Raw genomic sequence first — 14,953 nt, forward strand, 5'->3', positions numbered from 1 at the left:
CGCAAAAGTTCGAGGAGACTCCGTGGTACACGCAGAATCAACGTCGACTAGACCCGGACCTTCCCTTCAGCGGCGGCCTGAGCGATATCGCTGCGAAAGTGCCCGCCCGGTAAGCGGATCGAACTCAGCGTGCGGTATGCGGCCTCGCGTGCGGAGGCCAGATCCGCGCCCGTCCCCACCACCGAGAGCACGCGGCCACCCGACGACACGATCGCGCCGTCGTCGCGACGCGCGGTCCCGGCATGGAGCACGCCGTCGGCGTCGGCGCCGACGACGACATCACCCAACCGCGGCCGACTCGGATAGTTCTCCGCCGCGAGCACCACAGTGACCGCGGCGCCGTCGCGCCATTGCAGTTCCCCGAAGTCTGCCAGCCGGCCGGTGGCTGCCGCGTGCAGCAGCTGCCCCAGCGGCGATTCCAGCAATGCCAGCACCGACTGCGTCTCCGGATCACCGAAGCGGCAATTGAATTCGATGACCGCCGGCCCGTTGGAGGTGATCGCCAGCCCGGAGTACAGCAGCCCGGAAAACGGGCAGCCGCGCTGAACTAGTTCGGCCGCAACGGGTTCCACGATCTGACCGACGATGTCGCGGTAAATGTCGGCAGGTAGCCACGGCAGCGGAGCGTAGGCTCCCATGCCACCGGTGTTGGGACCGGTGTCGCCGTCGCCGACCCGCTTGAAGTCCTGGGCCGCCAGCATCGGGACGACCGTCTTGCCGTCGACTACACAGAACAACGACACCTCGGGGCCGTCGAGGTAAGACTCCAAGAGCACCGGATGCCCGGCCTCCAGCAGCCCGGCGGCGTGCGAACGTGCGACAGCCCGGTCCGGCGTCACCACCACACCCTTGCCCGCCGCCAGTCGGTCGTCTTTGACCACCCAGGCCGCCTCGCCGGCGGACTGCCCGAACCGATCCAGTGCGGCATCCAAATGCGCCGGGCTGTCGACGATTTCGCTGGAGGCGGTGCGCACACCGGCCGCGGCCATCACGTCCTTGGCGAATGCCTTGGAGCCTTCGATGCGGGCGGCGTCCTTGCCCGGCCCGAAGCAGGCAATGCCGGCGTCGCGCACCGCATCGGCCACCCCGAGCACCAACGGAACCTCGGGGCCGATGACGACCAGATCTGCATTTACCTTTCGGGCCAGGGCCACCACTTCGTCCCCCGACGTGATGTCCACCTGATGCTGGTCGGCCACTGCCGGGGTGCCGGCGTTGCCCGGCGCGATGGCCAGTGCATCGACCTGCGGGTCCTTGGCCAGCGCTAACAGCAGCGCATGTTCACGGGCACCGGAACCGATCACCAGGACGCGCACGTGCCTGAGCCTATAGCGCCTCCCACGGCCATACACTTGACAGCTCGGTGTATGGTCTAGACACTGAGGTGTGTGTCAGATCACTCAGGGAGGCTGCGACACATGACGACAACCGAGCGTGCCTGTCCGTTCGGAGCGGGCTTCGACTTCACCGACCCCGACCTGCTCAAACGCGGAATGCCCGTGGCGGAGTTCGCTCAGCTGCGCAGGACCGCGCCAGTCTGGTGGAACGAGCAGCCGCCGGGCTCCAACATTTTCGACGACGGCGGATACTGGGTGATCAGCCGCCACCGCGACATCAAAGAGATCTCCCGGGACAACGACCTGTGGTCCACCAACGCCAAGGGCGCTGTGATGCGCCTGCCCGACGGCGTGACCACCGAGCAGCTGGAACTCACCAAGGCGCTGCTGATCAACCACGACCCGCCCGAGCACACCCGGCTGCGCAAACTGGTCTCCCGGCTGTTCACACCGCGCTCCGTCGCGTCCCTGGAGGAGAAGCTGGCGTCGGCCGCCCGCGACATCGTGCGAGCCGCGGCAGAGAAGGACACCGGCAACTTCGTCGACGACATCGCGATGCGGCTGCCGCTGCTGGCGATCGCCGACCTGATCGGGGTACCGGAGGCCGACCGTGAGCGGCTGTTCGGGTGGACCAACGCGATCATGAACACCGACGACCCGGACTTCGACAGTGACCCCACGACGGCCAATGCCGAATTGATGGGCTACGCCTACACCATGGCCGAAGAGCGTCGCCGCTGCCCGGCCGACGACATCGTCACCAAGCTGGTGCAGGCGGACATCGACGGAGAATCTTTGGGCGAAACCGAATTCGCGTTCTTCGTCATCCTTTTGGCCGTGGCGGGCAACGAGACCACCCGCAACGCGATGACGCACGGCATCAACGCGTTCTCCAACTATCCCGACCAGTGGGAGCTCTACAAGCGCGAGCGCCCGGAGACCGCCGTCGACGAAATCGTCCGCTGGGCAACACCGGTGCACTGCTTCCAGCGGACGGCCCGCAAAGACGTCGAGATCGGTGGCGTGACGATCCGGGAAGGCCAGCGGGCGGGCCTGTTCTACAGCTCGGCCAACTTCGACGAGGAAGTCTTCGACCGGCCGTTCGACTTCAACATTCTGCGCGACCCGAACCCGCACCTGGGCTTCGGCGGCAACGGCGCCCACTACTGCATCGGCGCCAACCTGGCCCGCATGGAGATCAAGCTGATCTTCAACGAGATCGCCGACCAGCTGCCGAGCATCACCAAACTCGCGGAACCCGAACGACTTCGGTCCGGCTGGATCAACGGCATCAAAGACCTGCAAGTCTCCTATCACGGCTAGTGCGCACCCACGGCTGGGCCGGCGCAACCCCGGCATCCGACGAGGAGGCCGTCGCCCGCATCCTCGCCGCGGCCGGCAAGGCCATCGACGAACGCGGCGCCGACATCAGCATCGCTGACGTGGCACGCGCGCTTGGCGTTACCCGGCAGACCGTCTACCGCTACTTCCCCAGCACCGACGCCCTGCTGGTCGCGGCGGCGACCGAGTCGGCGACCGGCTTTCTCGACCGGTTGGCGGTGCACCTGTCGGGGATCACCGATCCCGTGGAGGCCGTGACCGAAGGCATCGCAACTGCGCTGGAATGGCTGCCGCACGACAAACACATCGGCCTGCTGCTTGCTCCCGACCGCCACAATGCGTTCACCGCGGACGTGACATCAGACGTGGCCCTGCAATTCGCCGGCGCGATGTTGCGGCGATTCGATGTCGATTGGGCCACAGCAGGTTTGACCGACGACGATTTGAGCGAGCTGGGTGAGCACTTGTTGCGCATCATCCAGTCGTTCGTCATCGACCCCGGCCGCCCGCCCCGGCGAGGCGCGGAGCTGCGCCGCTATCTGCGTCGCTGGGTGGCCTCGGCGGTGGCCGGCTAGTCCCGCTCCTTACCGCTGTGCATCTTCAAAGCGGCGTCGACGTTGGCCTTCTTGTCTTCTCCTGCACCCTTTTTGCGCTTTGCCACGACGGCGTCGACGGCGCCGTTGAGCGCCGAGCCCAACGGGAAGCCCAGATAGTGGGTGAGGAAGACGGCCATCTCCTTCAGTTCGGTCTCGCTGAGTTCGCCGTTGAGAAGCGCGGCGTTGATTTGGATCTCGGCCAGGTCGCGATTGCCGATCGCGGTCACCGCGGTCAGCGTCATGATGCGCTTGTCCCGCATCGACAGCCCCGGTCGGGTCCAGATGGAGCCGAACAGGTGATCGACTGTCAGGTCGAAGAACGCATCGCCCTCGACGTTGGGCATCTCCCAGCCATAGACCTCGTTCATCTTCGCCAAGCCTTTGCGGCGCAACTCGTCCATGGCTTCTCCTATTCGTTCGAGCGCGGCAAGCCGAGGCCGGCGGCAAGGTTTTGCCTGGCGAGCTCGGCGAGCGGCAATTCCACCGATACCGCCTTGCCCAATGCCAGCGCCAGGCTCAGATCCTTCTCGCCCAGCTCGCGGGTGTGCAGGAATGGCTGGTACAGGAAGTGGTCCGGGTCAAGGGGTTTCATGTCGTCGCGCACCATGATCGCCCCCGGCCCGCCGGTGAGGGCATCGGTGTGACGCACCACCCTGCCCAACGCTTGCAGGTCAAGGCCCGCCGCCTCGGCCAGCTTCATCGCTTCACATGCCGCGACGTACGAGGTGAACGTCAACATGTTGCGCGCCAGCTTCATTCGCGTACCGGCGCCCGGCTCGCCGGCATGGATGACCATCGACGCCCACTGTTTGAACGCCGGCTTGATCTTCTCGTAGACCTCCCGCTCGGCGCCGACCATGGTGGCGAGTTCACCTTTCTCGGCAGCAGCCGCGCCCCCACTGACAGGTGCGTCGACGATGTGAATGCCTTGGGGTTTCCACTCGTCGGGGAGTTCGACGGCGGTGGTGTCGCTGATCGTGGAGTGGATCGCGATGACGGTACCGGGTTTCGCGTGAGCAGCCAACGCGCCCACAACCTCGCGCACCTGCGCGTCGTCGAGCACGGTGACGCTGATGACGTCGGCGACCGCGACGTCGGCCACGCTGTCGGCGAGGGTGGCGCCGGCCTCGGCCAGCGGCGTCATCGCCTCGGTGCGCACGTCGAACACCGTGACCCCGCCCGGCCAGTCGACCAGCCGCTTGGCCATCGGTGCACCCATGTTGCCCAGCCCGACGTAGCCGAGCTTCACGTCATTGCTCATGACCGGATGATCTGTCCGCCGTCGACATTGAAGATCTGGCCGGTGATCCACGACGCCTCGTCGGACAACAGGAACAGGCACATGCCGACCAGGTCTTCGGGAGTTCCCATCCGGGACAACGGAAGATCCTTGACGATGTCGTCGACGATCTCTTTGGGGGTGGTGGTCCGGTTTGCTTCGGTGTCGATGGGGCCCGGCGCTATCGCGTTGATCCGGATGTTCTGACCACCCAGTTCACGCGAGAGTTGTTGGGTCAGGCCGTTGATGCCGACCTTGGCCAGTCCATAGAAGTTCGCGTACAGCCACGCCGCGGTGGAGGACTGGTTGACGATCGCGCCGCCGCCGCGCTTGGCCATCTTCTTGTACACCGCACGGGTACACCAGAGTGCGCCGTCGAGGTTGACGCTCATGAACTTCTTGTAGTACTCGGGGTCGACGGTGAGCAGGAAATCCAGCTTCATGCCGCCGAATATCGCCGCGTTGTTCACCAGGTAGTCGATGCCGCCGAACTCGGACAGCGTGCGGTCGGCCATCGCCTTGGCGGAAGCCGGGTCGGATACGTCGACGGGAATGCTGATCGCGGTGCCGCCGTCGGCGGTGATCTGCTTGGCCACTCCCTCCGCCGCCTCGGCGTTGATATCGGCCACCACCACCGCGGCGCCTTCACGGGCCAGCGCCTCGGCATACGCCTGGCCGATGCCGCCGCCGGACCCGGTGACGACGGCGACCTTGTTTTCGAATCTCATGTCTTCCTCTCCAAGCGAGTGGCCACTTATTGCACGCTTCTAGCGAAAAGCCGTGTCATAACTGGCCAGTCGCGATGACCTTCGTCTCGAGATACTCCTCGAAGCCGAGCAATCCCATCTCCCGGCCGATGCCGGACTGTTTGTAACCACCGAACGGCGCATCGGCCGAATACCACACGCCGCCGTTGACGTTGACCGTGCCCACCCGCAACCGCGACGCCACCGCTGCCGCGCGCTCCGGATCGCCAAACACGGTGCCCGACAAGCCATACGGCGAGTCGTTGGCGATCCGCACCGCGTCGTCGTCGCCGTCGTGGGCGATCACGGTGAGCACCGGTCCGAAGATCTCCTCGCGGGCGACGCGGGCGTCGTTCCCCAGCCCGGCGATCACCGTCGGCTCGATGAAAAACCCGGAGGGCCTATCCGCCGGTCGGCCGCCGCCACATGCCAACGAACCACCTTCTGCCACAGCCAGATCCAGGTAGCCCTGGACGCGGTCGCGCTGGCGCTCGGAGATCAGCGGACCGCACACCGTACCCGGGTCGGTCGGGTCGCCCGGCTTGATCGACGACATGGTGGCCGCCGCGATGTCGACCGCTTCGTCGTAACGCGAGCGCGGCACCACCAGCCGGGTGGTGATCGCGCAGCCCTGCCCGGCGTGCATGCACGCCGAGAACGCTGATACCGACACCGCGCCGTTCAGGTCGGCGTCGTCGAGCACCAGGAATGCCGACTTGCCGCCCAACTCCAAGAAGACCTTCTTGATCGTGGCGGCGGCGTCGGCCATCACCGCGCGGCCGGTGGCCGTCGACCCGGTGAACGTAATCATGTCCACCCGAGGGTCTTTGGCCAATAGCGCGCCGACGCTGTGGTCGCTGGAGGTGACGATGTTGACCACACCGGGCGGGAAGTCGGTGTGCTCGACGATCAGCTCGCCGAGCACGGCTGCGCACCACGGCGTGTCCGGTGCCGGTTTCAGCACGACGGTGTTGCCGGCGGCCAGCGCGGGCCCAAGCTTGGCCAGGTTGATCTGATGCGGGAAGTTCCATGGCGTAATAGCGCCGACGACGCCGACGGCTTCGCGGGCGAGCGTGCGGCGAGTCGGGATGCCCAGTGGGGCGGCCTCGCCAAGATCCTTGTTCCACGAATAGGTCTCGGCGGTGTCGGCGCTGAACGCCAGGTCGTCGACCGGTCCTTCCAACTGCGCGCTGGCGGTGAGCATCCGCGGCGCGCCCACTTCCGAAATTGTCAGTTCCCGGAGTTCTTCAATATGGTCGCGCATCGCGGTGCGCAGCTGCCGCACGCAGCGCACCCGCAACTCGGTGTCGCGTGACCAGTCGGTCTCGTCGAAGGCCCGGCGCGCCGCCTCGATGGCGCGGCCCATGTCGTCGGCGGTGCCCTCGGCGGCCGTTCCGAGCACCTCTTCGGTGGCCGGGTTGACGGTCGGGAAGGTACCCGCGCTGCCGGGCACCAGCTTCCCGTCAATGAGCAACGTGCTCACCCCGTCGGCCAGTAACGCCATCTTCCGCTCCCGCCTCATTGCGATGGACACTTGTCCGGAATAGTCCAGTTGAACCATAGCCGCCTGGCCGTCGGCGGAGCAAGTGACCCACATTTTTCCTGCGGGCTTGCCTGCCCTCGTCGACTTCCGTTAGCCTGGACACGTGTCCAGTGATGCAGTGGCCGCGATCACGTCTGACGCCGATCGCCACACCGGAGAGGCGCCGCGCAACCGCAGGCAGGAAGAGACTTTCCGCAAGGTGCTGGCCGCCGGCATCCAGGTCCTGCGGGAGAAGTCGTACGCGGACCTGACCGTGCGCGCGGTGGCCGCCCGCGCCAAGGTGGCGCCGGCGACGGCCTACACCTACTTCTCGTCGAAGAACCACCTGATCGCCGAGGTCTATCTGGACCTGGTCCGCCAGGTGCCTTACTTCACCGACGTCAACGACCCGATGCCGCTCCGGGTCGACAAGGCGCTTCGGCATCTGGCGCTGGTGGTCGCCGACGAACCGGAAGTCGCCGCGGCCTGCACGACGGCGCTGCTCGGCGGGGGCGCCGATGCGGCGGTTCGCAAGGTCCGCGACCGGATCGGGGCGGAGATCCATCGCCGCGTCACGTCGGCGATCGGCCCGGATGCCGATCCCCGCACCGTAGCCGCACTCGAGATGACGTTCTTCGGTGCGCTGGTCCAGGCCGGCAGCGGCGCGTTCAGCTACCACCAGATTGCCGACCGGCTGGGCTACGTGGTGGGGCTAATACTGGGAGAAGGCAAATGAGTGTAGAGACGCCCGAATTGGTGCTCGACCCTTACGATTACGACTTCCACGAAGATCCCTACCCGTACTACCGGCGGCTGCGTGACGAGGCTCCGCTGTACCGCAACGACGAGCTGAGCTTCTGGGCCTTGTCGCGCCATCACGATGTGCTGCAGGGCTTCCGCAACAGCACCGCGCTGTCCAATGCGTATGGGGTATCGCTGGATCCGGTGTCGCGCACCCCCGACGCGCACAAGGTGATGTCGTTTCTCGCGATGGACGACCCGGGGCATCTGCGGCTACGCACGCTTGTCTCCAAGGGCTTCACGCCGCGGCGGATCCGCGAACTCGAGCCGCGGGTGGTCGAACTGGCGCGCCGGCACCTCGACAACGCGCTGCAATCCGAAAGTTTCGACTTCATCTCCGAATTCGCCGGCAAGCTGCCAATGGACGTCATTTCCGAGCTGATGGGTGTACCCGAACCCGACCGGGCCCGCATCCGGGAACTGGCCGACGGCGTCATGCACCGCGAAGACGGGCTGGCGGATGTGCCGCCCACCGCGATCCAGGCGTCGGCCGATTTGATGGTGTATTACGCCGACATGGTCAGCCAGCGCCGCAAAAAGCCCAGCGACGACCTGACGTCGGCGCTGCTGGAAGCCGAGATCGACGGGGACCGCCTCACCGACGAGGAAATCATGGCGTTCCTGTTCCTGATGGTGGTCGCCGGCAACGAGACCACTACCAAACTGCTTGCCAACGCGGCATATTGGGGCTTCAAGAATCCCGACCAGTTGGCGACCGTATACGCCGACCACTCGAGGATCCCGCTGTGGGTGGAGGAGACGCTGCGCTACGACACGTCGAGCCAGATCCTGGCCCGCTCGGTCGCACAGGAATTCACGCTGTATGGCACCACGCTTCCCGAAGGCGATGTGCTGCTGCTGCTTCCGGGCTCGGCCAACCGCGACGATCGGGTGTTCGACGACCCCGACGAGTACCGCATCGGCCGCGACATCGGCTCGAATCTGGTCAGTTTCGGCAGCGGCGCACACTTCTGCCTGGGCGCGCACCTTGCCCGGATGGAGGCGCGAGTGGCGCTCACCGAATTGTTCCAACGGATCCGCGGCTACGAAGTCGACGAGGACAACGCCGTCCGCGTCCACTCCAGCAACGTACGCGGATTCGCCCGCCTGCCGATCACCGTGGAGACCGTGTAAATGCCCCGCTTCGAACCACATCCGGCCCGTCGTCCCGCCATCGTCGCCGGCGCGTCGTCGGGCATCGGCGCCGCGACCGCCGTCGAGCTCGCCGGTCGCGGCTTCCCGGTCGCACTGGGCGCACGCCGTGTCGAGAAATGCCAGGAGTTGGTCGACAAAATCAAAGCCGACGGCGGCGAGGCCGTCGCGCTGCATCTCGACGTCACCGAACCCGAGTCGGTCAAATCGTTTGTGCACCAAGCGACCAAGCAACTCGGCGACATCGAACTGCTGATCACCGGCGCCGGCGACACGTTCTTCGGTCGCCTGCACGAGATCAGCACCGACGTCTTCGAATCGCAAGTGCAGATCCACCTGATCGGCGCTAACCGACTGGCCACCGCGGTGCTGCCGGGCATGCTGGAACGTCAACGCGGCGACCTGATCTTCGTCGGGTCCGACGTCGCGCTGCGCCAGCGCCCGCACATGGGTGCCTACGGCGCGGCCAAGGCGGCGCTGACGGCGATGGTCACAAACCTGCAAATGGAACTCGAAGGCACCGGTGTGCGCGCCTCGATCGTGCACCCGGGCCCCACCAAGACCGGGATGGGCTGGAGCCTGCCGCCGGAGTCCATCGGCCCGATGCTCGAGGACTGGGCCAAATGGGGCCAGGCCCGCCACGACTACTTTCTGCGCGCGTCTGACCTCGCCCGGGCGATCGCGTTCGTCGCCGAAACCCCGCGCGGCGGGTTCATCACGTCGATGGAGATCCAACCCGAGGCGCCGCTGGCCAACGCGCCCGCCGAACGCAAGCAACTGAAGTTTCCGGAGGAATCGTGACAAGCCAAGAGCTCAAAGAAGTTCCGCGGGTATCCGGTGGCGAGCAGGAGCACGGCCACCTCGAGGAATTCCGCACCGACCCGATCGGGCTGATGAAACGCGTCCGCGACGAGTGCGGCGACGTCGGCTGGTTCCAGCTCGCCGGCAAGCAGGTTGTGTTGCTGTCCGGTGCGCAAGCCAACGAGTTCTTCTTCCGGTCCAGCGACGACGACCTCGACCAGGCCGAAGCCTACCCGTTCATGACGCCGATCTTCGGCAAGGGCGTGGTGTTCGACGCCAGCCCGGAGCGGCGCAAGGAGATGCTGCACAACTCCGCGCTGCGCGGCGAGCACATGAAAAGCCATGCCGTCACGATCGAGCGCGAAGTGCGGCGAATGATCGAAAACTGGGGCGAGACAGGCGAAATTGACCTGCTTGACTTCTTCGCCGAACTGACCATCTACACCTCGACTGCGTGTCTGATCGGCCCGAAATTCCGTGAGCAGCTCGACCACCGGTTCGCACAGCTCTACCACGAGCTCGAGCGCGGCACCGACCCGTTGTGCTATGTCGATCCCTACCTGCCGATCGAAAGCTTCCGTCGCCGCGACGAGGCCCGAAAAGGGTTGGTGGCGTTGGTCCAGGAGATCATGAACCAGCGCATCGCCAACCCGCCGGCCGACAAGAGCGACCGCGACATGCTCGACGTGCTGGTGTCGATCAAGGACGAAGACGGCAACGCCCGGTTCTCGGCCGACGAGGTCACCGGCATGTTCATCTCGCTGATGTTCGCCGGCCACCACACCAGCTCCGGCACCGCGTCGTGGACGCTGATCGAGCTGATGCGCCACCCCGACGTCTATGCCGGGGTGATCGAGGAGCTCGCAGAGCTCTACGCCGACGGCCAGTCGGTGAGTTTCCATGCGCTGCGCCAGATTCCGCGGCTGGAGAACGTCCTGAAGGAGACGCTGCGGCTGCATCCGCCGCTGATCATCCTGATGCGGGTGGCCAAAGGTGAATTCGAAGTATGCGGTTACCCGATTCACGAAGGCGACTTCGTCGCCGCCTCACCGGCGATTTCCAACCGCATCCCCGAGGACTTTCCCGACCCGGACAACTTCGTGCCGGAGCGCTACGAAGAGCCGCGGCAAGAAGACCTGGTCAACCGGTGGACCTGGATTCCGTTCGGTGCGGGCCGGCATCGGTGCGTGGGAGCGGCGTTCGCCACCATGCAGATCAAGGCGATCTTTTCGGTGTTGTTGCGCGAGTATGAATTCGAGATGACCCAGCCGTCGGAGAGCTACCGCAACGACCATTCCAAGATGGTGGTGCAGCTGGCCCAGCCGGCCAAGGTGCGCTACCGCCGCAGGAGCTGAGATGGGTTACAAGGTGAAAGCCGACCTGGATCTCTGCCAGGGACACGCGATGTGCGAACTGGAAGCGCCCGACTACTTCCGGGTGCCCAAGCGCGGCCAGGTCGAAATCCTCGACGACCAACCGCCCGAAGAGGCCCGCAAAGAAATCGAGCAAGCCGTGTGGGCCTGTCCCACCCAGGCTCTGTCCATCGAAGAGAAAGAAGACTGACAATGGCGTCATTTCCCCGCGCAGAGCTCGACGACTGGGTGCAGCGCTGGCTTGCGGCCAACAAGGGGTGCGAGAAGGCCGGCGACTGGAAGCCGCTGGCCGACTTCTACGCCCCCGAGGCCACCTACGGCTGGAACATCGGGCCCAAGGAAGACGTGATGTGCGTCGGGATCGACGAGATCCGCGAGATCGCACTCGGCTTGGAGATGCAGGGCCTGGAGAACTGGCAGTACCCGTATCAGAAGGTCATCATCGACGACCGGCAAGGCGAGATCGTCGGCTTCTGGAAGCAGGTGGTTGTCGACGGCGACGGCGGGCGGCAGGAGATCTACGGCATCGGCGGCAGCTGGTTTCGGCTGAACGCCGACAAGCTCATCGAGTGGCAACGCGACTTCTTCGACTTCGGCCACGTCCAGACGCTGTACATGGATTTGATGAAGGCCGGCAAGCTTTCGGCGGGCATGCAGAAGCGAATCGAGCGCAGCCTGGCCGGTGAGAAGCTGCCGGGCTACTACCCGCTAGGTAAGGCCCCCGTTCCGTTGTGGTGACCCACGTCACTACGCTGTCGCACAGGTCCCTACCAACTAGTTGAAAGCAGGTTCGCGGTGAAGACAAAGGGCGCGCTGCTCTGGGAGTTCAACCAGCCGTGGTCGGTCGAGGAGATCGAGATCGGTGACCCGCGCAAGGACGAGGTCAAGATCCAAATGGAAGCGGCCGGGATGTGCCACTCCGACCATCACCTGGTCACCGGCGGTATCCCCATGGCGGGTTTTCCCGTGCTTGGTGGCCACGAGGGTGCGGGCATCGTCACGGAGGTCGGCCCCGGCGTCGAGGACATCGCGGTGGGCGATCACGTCGTGCTGTCGTTCATCCCGTCCTGCGGCAAATGTCAGACGTGTCAGGCGGGCATGCGCAACCTCTGTGATCTGGGGGCCGGGCTGCTCAACGGCGCGTCGGTCTCCGACGGCAGCTTCCGCATCCAGGCCCGCGGCCAAAACGTCTACCCGATGACCCTGTTGGGCACATTCTCGCCGTACATGGTGGTGCACAAGAGTTCGGTGGTGAAGATCGATCCGTCGGTGCCGTTCGAGGTGGCGGCCCTGGTGGGTTGCGGCGTCACCACCGGCTACGGCTCGGCCACCCGGACCGCCGACATCCGCCCCGGCGACGACGTGGCCATCGTCGGCATCGGCGGCGTCGGCATGGCCGCGCTGCAGGGCGCAGTCAGCGCCGGTGCCCGCTACATCTTCGCCATCGACCCGGTGGAGTGGAAGCGCGACCAGGCGTTGAAATTCGGTGCCACACACGTCTATCCGGACATCAACTCCGCACTGGCGGGCATCATGGAGGTCACCTACGGCCTGATGGCCAAGAAGGTGATCGTCACCGTCGGCGAACTCCACGGCGCCGATGTCGAGAACTACATGATCATGACCGCCAAGGGCGGCACCTGCGTGCTGACCGCCATCGGCAGCCTGATCGACAACCAGGTCACGCTGAACCTCGCGATGCTCACCCTGATGCAGAAGAACCTGCAGGGCACCATCTTCGGCGGCGGCAACCCGCAGTACGACATCCCGCAGCTGCTGGCGATGTACAAGGCGGGCAAGCTCAACCTCGACGACATGATCACCCGCCAATACAAGCTGGAGCAGATCAACGACGGCTACCAGGACATGCTGGACGGCAAGAACATTCGCGGCGTCATCCGCTACACCGACGACGACCGCTGATCCTTTTCTCGCCGAGTGGCCAGTTATGACACGGCTTTTCGCAGTAAGCGTGCAATAAGTGGCCGCTCGGCAGGAGAGGTTCGCACACCTCCTACAACCCGGGTGCATCGGCGCCATGACTGTGCGCAACCGGCTAGTGATGTCGCCGATGGAGACGATGTACGGCACCCCGGAAGGTCTGCCGTCGCAGCGCACCTGCGACTACTTCGCCGCCCGCGCCCAAGGTGGGGTCGGGCTGATCACGGTGGGCGCCACCGGCATTGACCATCGGCACCCCGAAACACCCGGCGGGCTGCATCTCGGCACCGACGCCGCAGTCGACGCACACCGCAGGCTGGTGGAGGCAGTCCATGAGCACGGCGCCAAGATCCAGCCGCAGATCGTGCACGCCGGACCCGACGGCCTGGGCCCGGAGATGCACGGCGTGACGTCGCTGGGACCGTCGGTGATCCCGTCGTATCTGACCGGGCGGCCGTCGGCGGAGATCACCACCGAGCAGCTCACCGAGGTGCTCGACTTGTTCAAGGCTGCGGTGCGGCGGGCCGCCGAAGCCGGCTATGACGGCATCGAGCTGCATGCCGCGCACGGCTACATGCTGCTCGGCTCTTTCCTTGCCCCGCAACGCAACCGGCGCACCGACGACTATCGCGGCGACTCGGTGCGGGGCCGCCTCCGGATCGTGTTGGAGACGCTGGCCGCGATCCGCGCCGAGATCGGCGACGCGCTGCCGATCACCCTGCGGATTTCCGGATACGAGCGGGTCGCCGGCGGCCGTCCGATCTACGAGACCGCCCAGGTCGCACCGGAACTGGTTAAGGCCGGAGTGGATGCCTTCCACGTCAGCGGCGGAGTGATCGACCGGCTGGTCACCCAGATGGTCAACGGCGCCGACGACGGCGACGCTCTCAACGTGGGCGCTGCGGCCGCGGTCAAAGAAGTGGTCGACGTGCCGGTGATCGCCGTCGGGCGTATCCACGATCCGGCCCGGGCGGAAACGATCCTGGCCGAGGGGCGCGCCGATTTCATCGCGATGGGACGCCCGCTGCTCGCCGACGCCGAGCTGCCACGCAAGCTGTTGACCGGCCAGGCGCACCGGATCCGCAAATGCATCTCCTGCGAAAACTGCATCGACGCAATGGAACAGCGGTTCTCCGTCGACTGCGCGGTCAACCCGCGCACCGGCAAGGAGCGCGAACTGACCCCATCGCACGCCAAGCGCCCCAAACAGGTGGTGGTGATCGGCGGTGGGCCCGCCGGTCTCGAAGCGGCCCGCGTCGCAGCCGGCCGCGGGCATCGAGTGACGTTGTTCGAACGCCACGGCCAGTTGGGGGGAGCGCTGCTCTGGGCCGCGGTCCTGCATCCGGAGAACGAGCCGTTCCTGAGCTACCTGCGCGATGAGATCGCCCGCAGCCACGCGAAAGTCGTGCTGAATCACGCCGTTTCGGCCCAGGATGTCGTGGGCCTGTCGCCGCAGAGCGTCATCGTGGCAACCGGCGGCAAGGTCGCGGTCCCCGAGATACCCGGCGCCGAACTTCCGCACGTCCGCACCGGACCCGCGCTGCGTGAGCTGTTCGCGGGACGCAGGCAGCGGCTGATCCGCCCGACACTCATGCGCAAAGCCACCCGCGCCTGGATGCCGATCGGCCGGCGCGTCGCGATCATCGGCGGCGACCTGGTCGCGCTCGAGCTGGCCGAGTTTCTCGCGGCCCGCGGCCGCTTGGTGGCAATCCTGGAGTCCGGCAAAGCGATTGCCCCCGAAGTGGGCCTCAAGCGCAGAACCGAGCACATGGATCGTCTCGACCGCCTCGGGGTCACGGTCCACGTCCGGGCGGCCGTCGAACGAATCACCGACGACGCCGTAATTTTCACGCCGGACTGCGGGACAACGCGCCACCTGCAGGCCGACACCGTCGTCGTCGCCGGCACCCCGCAACCCGACACCGCGTTGTTCGACGCGTTGGTAACCGCCCTGCCCGACACCGAAATACACGCAGCCGGCGACTGCACCGGTTTGGGACTGATCCGCAAAGCCACCGAAGACGGCGCCCGCGCCGCCTGCGCCATCTAGAGATAGGAGTTGGA

The 14,953-nt window shown here is 65.9% G+C and carries 15 protein-coding genes; 10 read left to right on the forward strand and 5 right to left on the reverse strand.

The annotated features are described in order from the left end of the window. Positions 1 to 47: 47 nt before the first annotated feature. Positions 48 to 1,316 carry a phosphoribosylamine--glycine ligase gene (gene purD / locus AWB95_RS12715; protein ID WP_062540780.1) on the reverse strand — a complete coding sequence of 423 codons (1,269 nt, stop codon included), beginning with the start codon at positions 1,314 to 1,316 and terminating at the stop codon, positions 48 to 50. A gap of 102 nt (positions 1,317 to 1,418) precedes the next feature. Between purD and AWB95_RS12720 the strand changes: the two genes are divergently transcribed. Then, a complete protein-coding gene (locus AWB95_RS12720) occupies positions 1,419 to 2,660 on the forward strand; it encodes a cytochrome P450 (RefSeq protein ID WP_062540779.1) in 1,242 nt (413 codons plus the stop codon). Further along, positions 2,660 to 3,253, forward strand: a complete 594-nt coding sequence (locus AWB95_RS12725; RefSeq protein ID WP_062540778.1) for a TetR/AcrR family transcriptional regulator — start codon at positions 2,660 to 2,662, stop codon at positions 3,251 to 3,253. The genes AWB95_RS12720 and AWB95_RS12725 overlap by 1 nt, the downstream gene beginning before the upstream one ends. Here AWB95_RS12725 and AWB95_RS12730 read toward each other — a convergent pair. From AWB95_RS12730 to AWB95_RS12745, 4 genes are read right to left on the reverse strand one after another with little or no spacing between them, the layout of a single operon-like run. Beyond that, complete coding sequence (locus AWB95_RS12730; protein WP_062540777.1) at positions 3,250 to 3,675, reverse strand: carboxymuconolactone decarboxylase family protein; 426 nt, start codon at positions 3,673 to 3,675, stop codon at positions 3,250 to 3,252. The genes AWB95_RS12725 and AWB95_RS12730 overlap by 4 nt on opposite strands. A gap of 8 nt (positions 3,676 to 3,683) precedes the next feature. Then, entirely contained in the window at positions 3,684 to 4,535 is an 852-nt protein-coding gene (locus tag AWB95_RS12735; RefSeq protein WP_062540776.1) for an NAD(P)-dependent oxidoreductase, read from the reverse strand. Then, a complete protein-coding gene (locus AWB95_RS12740) occupies positions 4,532 to 5,281 on the reverse strand; it encodes an SDR family oxidoreductase (protein WP_062540775.1) in 750 nt (249 codons plus the stop codon). Before AWB95_RS12740 ends, AWB95_RS12735 begins: the two co-directional genes overlap by 4 nt. A 55-nt stretch (positions 5,282 to 5,336) precedes the next feature. Next, positions 5,337 to 6,803, reverse strand: a complete 1,467-nt coding sequence (locus AWB95_RS12745) for an aldehyde dehydrogenase (RefSeq protein ID WP_062540785.1) — start codon at positions 6,801 to 6,803, stop codon at positions 5,337 to 5,339. A gap of 142 nt (positions 6,804 to 6,945) precedes the next feature. Between AWB95_RS12745 and AWB95_RS12750 the strand changes: the two genes are divergently transcribed. Genes AWB95_RS12750 through AWB95_RS12785 form a run of 8 tightly spaced genes read left to right on the forward strand, consistent with a single transcriptional unit; the run spans position 6,946 to position 14,939 of the window. Beyond that, the gene (locus AWB95_RS12750) at positions 6,946 to 7,557 is read left to right on the forward strand and encodes a TetR family transcriptional regulator (RefSeq protein ID WP_062540774.1); all 612 of its coding nucleotides are present in this window, start codon (positions 6,946 to 6,948) and stop codon (positions 7,555 to 7,557) included. After that, entirely contained in the window at positions 7,554 to 8,756 is a 1,203-nt protein-coding gene (locus tag AWB95_RS12755) for a cytochrome P450 (RefSeq protein ID WP_062540773.1), read from the forward strand. The genes AWB95_RS12750 and AWB95_RS12755 overlap by 4 nt, the downstream gene beginning before the upstream one ends. Further along, entirely contained in the window at positions 8,757 to 9,575 is an 819-nt protein-coding gene (locus tag AWB95_RS12760; protein ID WP_062540772.1) for an SDR family oxidoreductase, read from the forward strand. It begins immediately after the preceding gene. Beyond that, entirely contained in the window at positions 9,572 to 10,930 is a 1,359-nt protein-coding gene (locus AWB95_RS12765; protein ID WP_062540771.1) for a cytochrome P450, read from the forward strand. The genes AWB95_RS12760 and AWB95_RS12765 overlap by 4 nt, the downstream gene beginning before the upstream one ends. A gap of 1 nt (position 10,931) precedes the next feature. Then, on the forward strand, positions 10,932 to 11,138 hold the full coding sequence (locus AWB95_RS12770) for a ferredoxin (RefSeq protein WP_062540770.1): 207 nt from the start codon (positions 10,932 to 10,934) through the stop codon (positions 11,136 to 11,138). A 2-nt stretch (positions 11,139 to 11,140) separates the two neighbouring features. Continuing rightward, the gene (locus AWB95_RS12775) at positions 11,141 to 11,686 is read left to right on the forward strand and encodes a nuclear transport factor 2-like protein (RefSeq protein WP_062540769.1); all 546 of its coding nucleotides are present in this window, start codon (positions 11,141 to 11,143) and stop codon (positions 11,684 to 11,686) included. Positions 11,687 to 11,743: 57 nt separating this feature from the next. After that, positions 11,744 to 12,871, forward strand: coding sequence for an NDMA-dependent alcohol dehydrogenase (locus tag AWB95_RS12780; protein ID WP_062540768.1), 1,128 nt, complete (start codon positions 11,744 to 11,746; stop codon positions 12,869 to 12,871). A 58-nt stretch (positions 12,872 to 12,929) separates the two neighbouring features. Continuing rightward, positions 12,930 to 14,939: an NAD(P)/FAD-dependent oxidoreductase gene (locus AWB95_RS12785; RefSeq protein WP_269745751.1), complete on the forward strand. Its 2,010-nt coding sequence runs from the start codon at positions 12,930 to 12,932 to the stop codon at positions 14,937 to 14,939. Positions 14,940 to 14,953: the final 14 nt, after the last annotated feature.

The organism is Mycobacterium celatum (assembly GCF_002101595.1).
Classification (GTDB): Bacteria; Actinomycetota; Actinomycetes; order Mycobacteriales; family Mycobacteriaceae; genus Mycobacterium; species Mycobacterium celatum.

Bases quoted from the DNA above. Each gene is read 5' to 3' on its own strand.
- AWB95_RS12755 (WP_062540773.1), top strand. From the start codon at position 7,554: ATGAGTGTAGAGACGCCCGAATTGGTGCTCGACCCTTACGATTACGAC.
- AWB95_RS12730 (WP_062540777.1), bottom strand. From the start codon at position 3,675: ATGGACGAGTTGCGCCGCAAAGGCTTGGCGAAGATGAACGAGGTCTAT.
- AWB95_RS12745 (WP_062540785.1), bottom strand. From the start codon at position 6,803: ATGGCGTTACTGGCCGACGGGGTGAGCACGTTGCTCATTGACGGGAAG.
- AWB95_RS12735 (WP_062540776.1), bottom strand. From the start codon at position 4,535: ATGAGCAATGACGTGAAGCTCGGCTACGTCGGGCTGGGCAACATGGGT.
- AWB95_RS12720 (WP_062540779.1), top strand. From the start codon at position 1,419: ATGACGACAACCGAGCGTGCCTGTCCGTTCGGAGCGGGCTTCGACTTC.
- AWB95_RS12770 (WP_062540770.1), top strand. From the start codon at position 10,932: ATGGGTTACAAGGTGAAAGCCGACCTGGATCTCTGCCAGGGACACGCG.
- AWB95_RS12740 (WP_062540775.1), bottom strand. From the start codon at position 5,281: ATGAGATTCGAAAACAAGGTCGCCGTCGTCACCGGGTCCGGCGGCGGC.
- AWB95_RS12775 (WP_062540769.1), top strand. From the start codon at position 11,141: ATGGCGTCATTTCCCCGCGCAGAGCTCGACGACTGGGTGCAGCGCTGG.
- AWB95_RS12760 (WP_062540772.1), top strand. From the start codon at position 8,757: ATGCCCCGCTTCGAACCACATCCGGCCCGTCGTCCCGCCATCGTCGCC.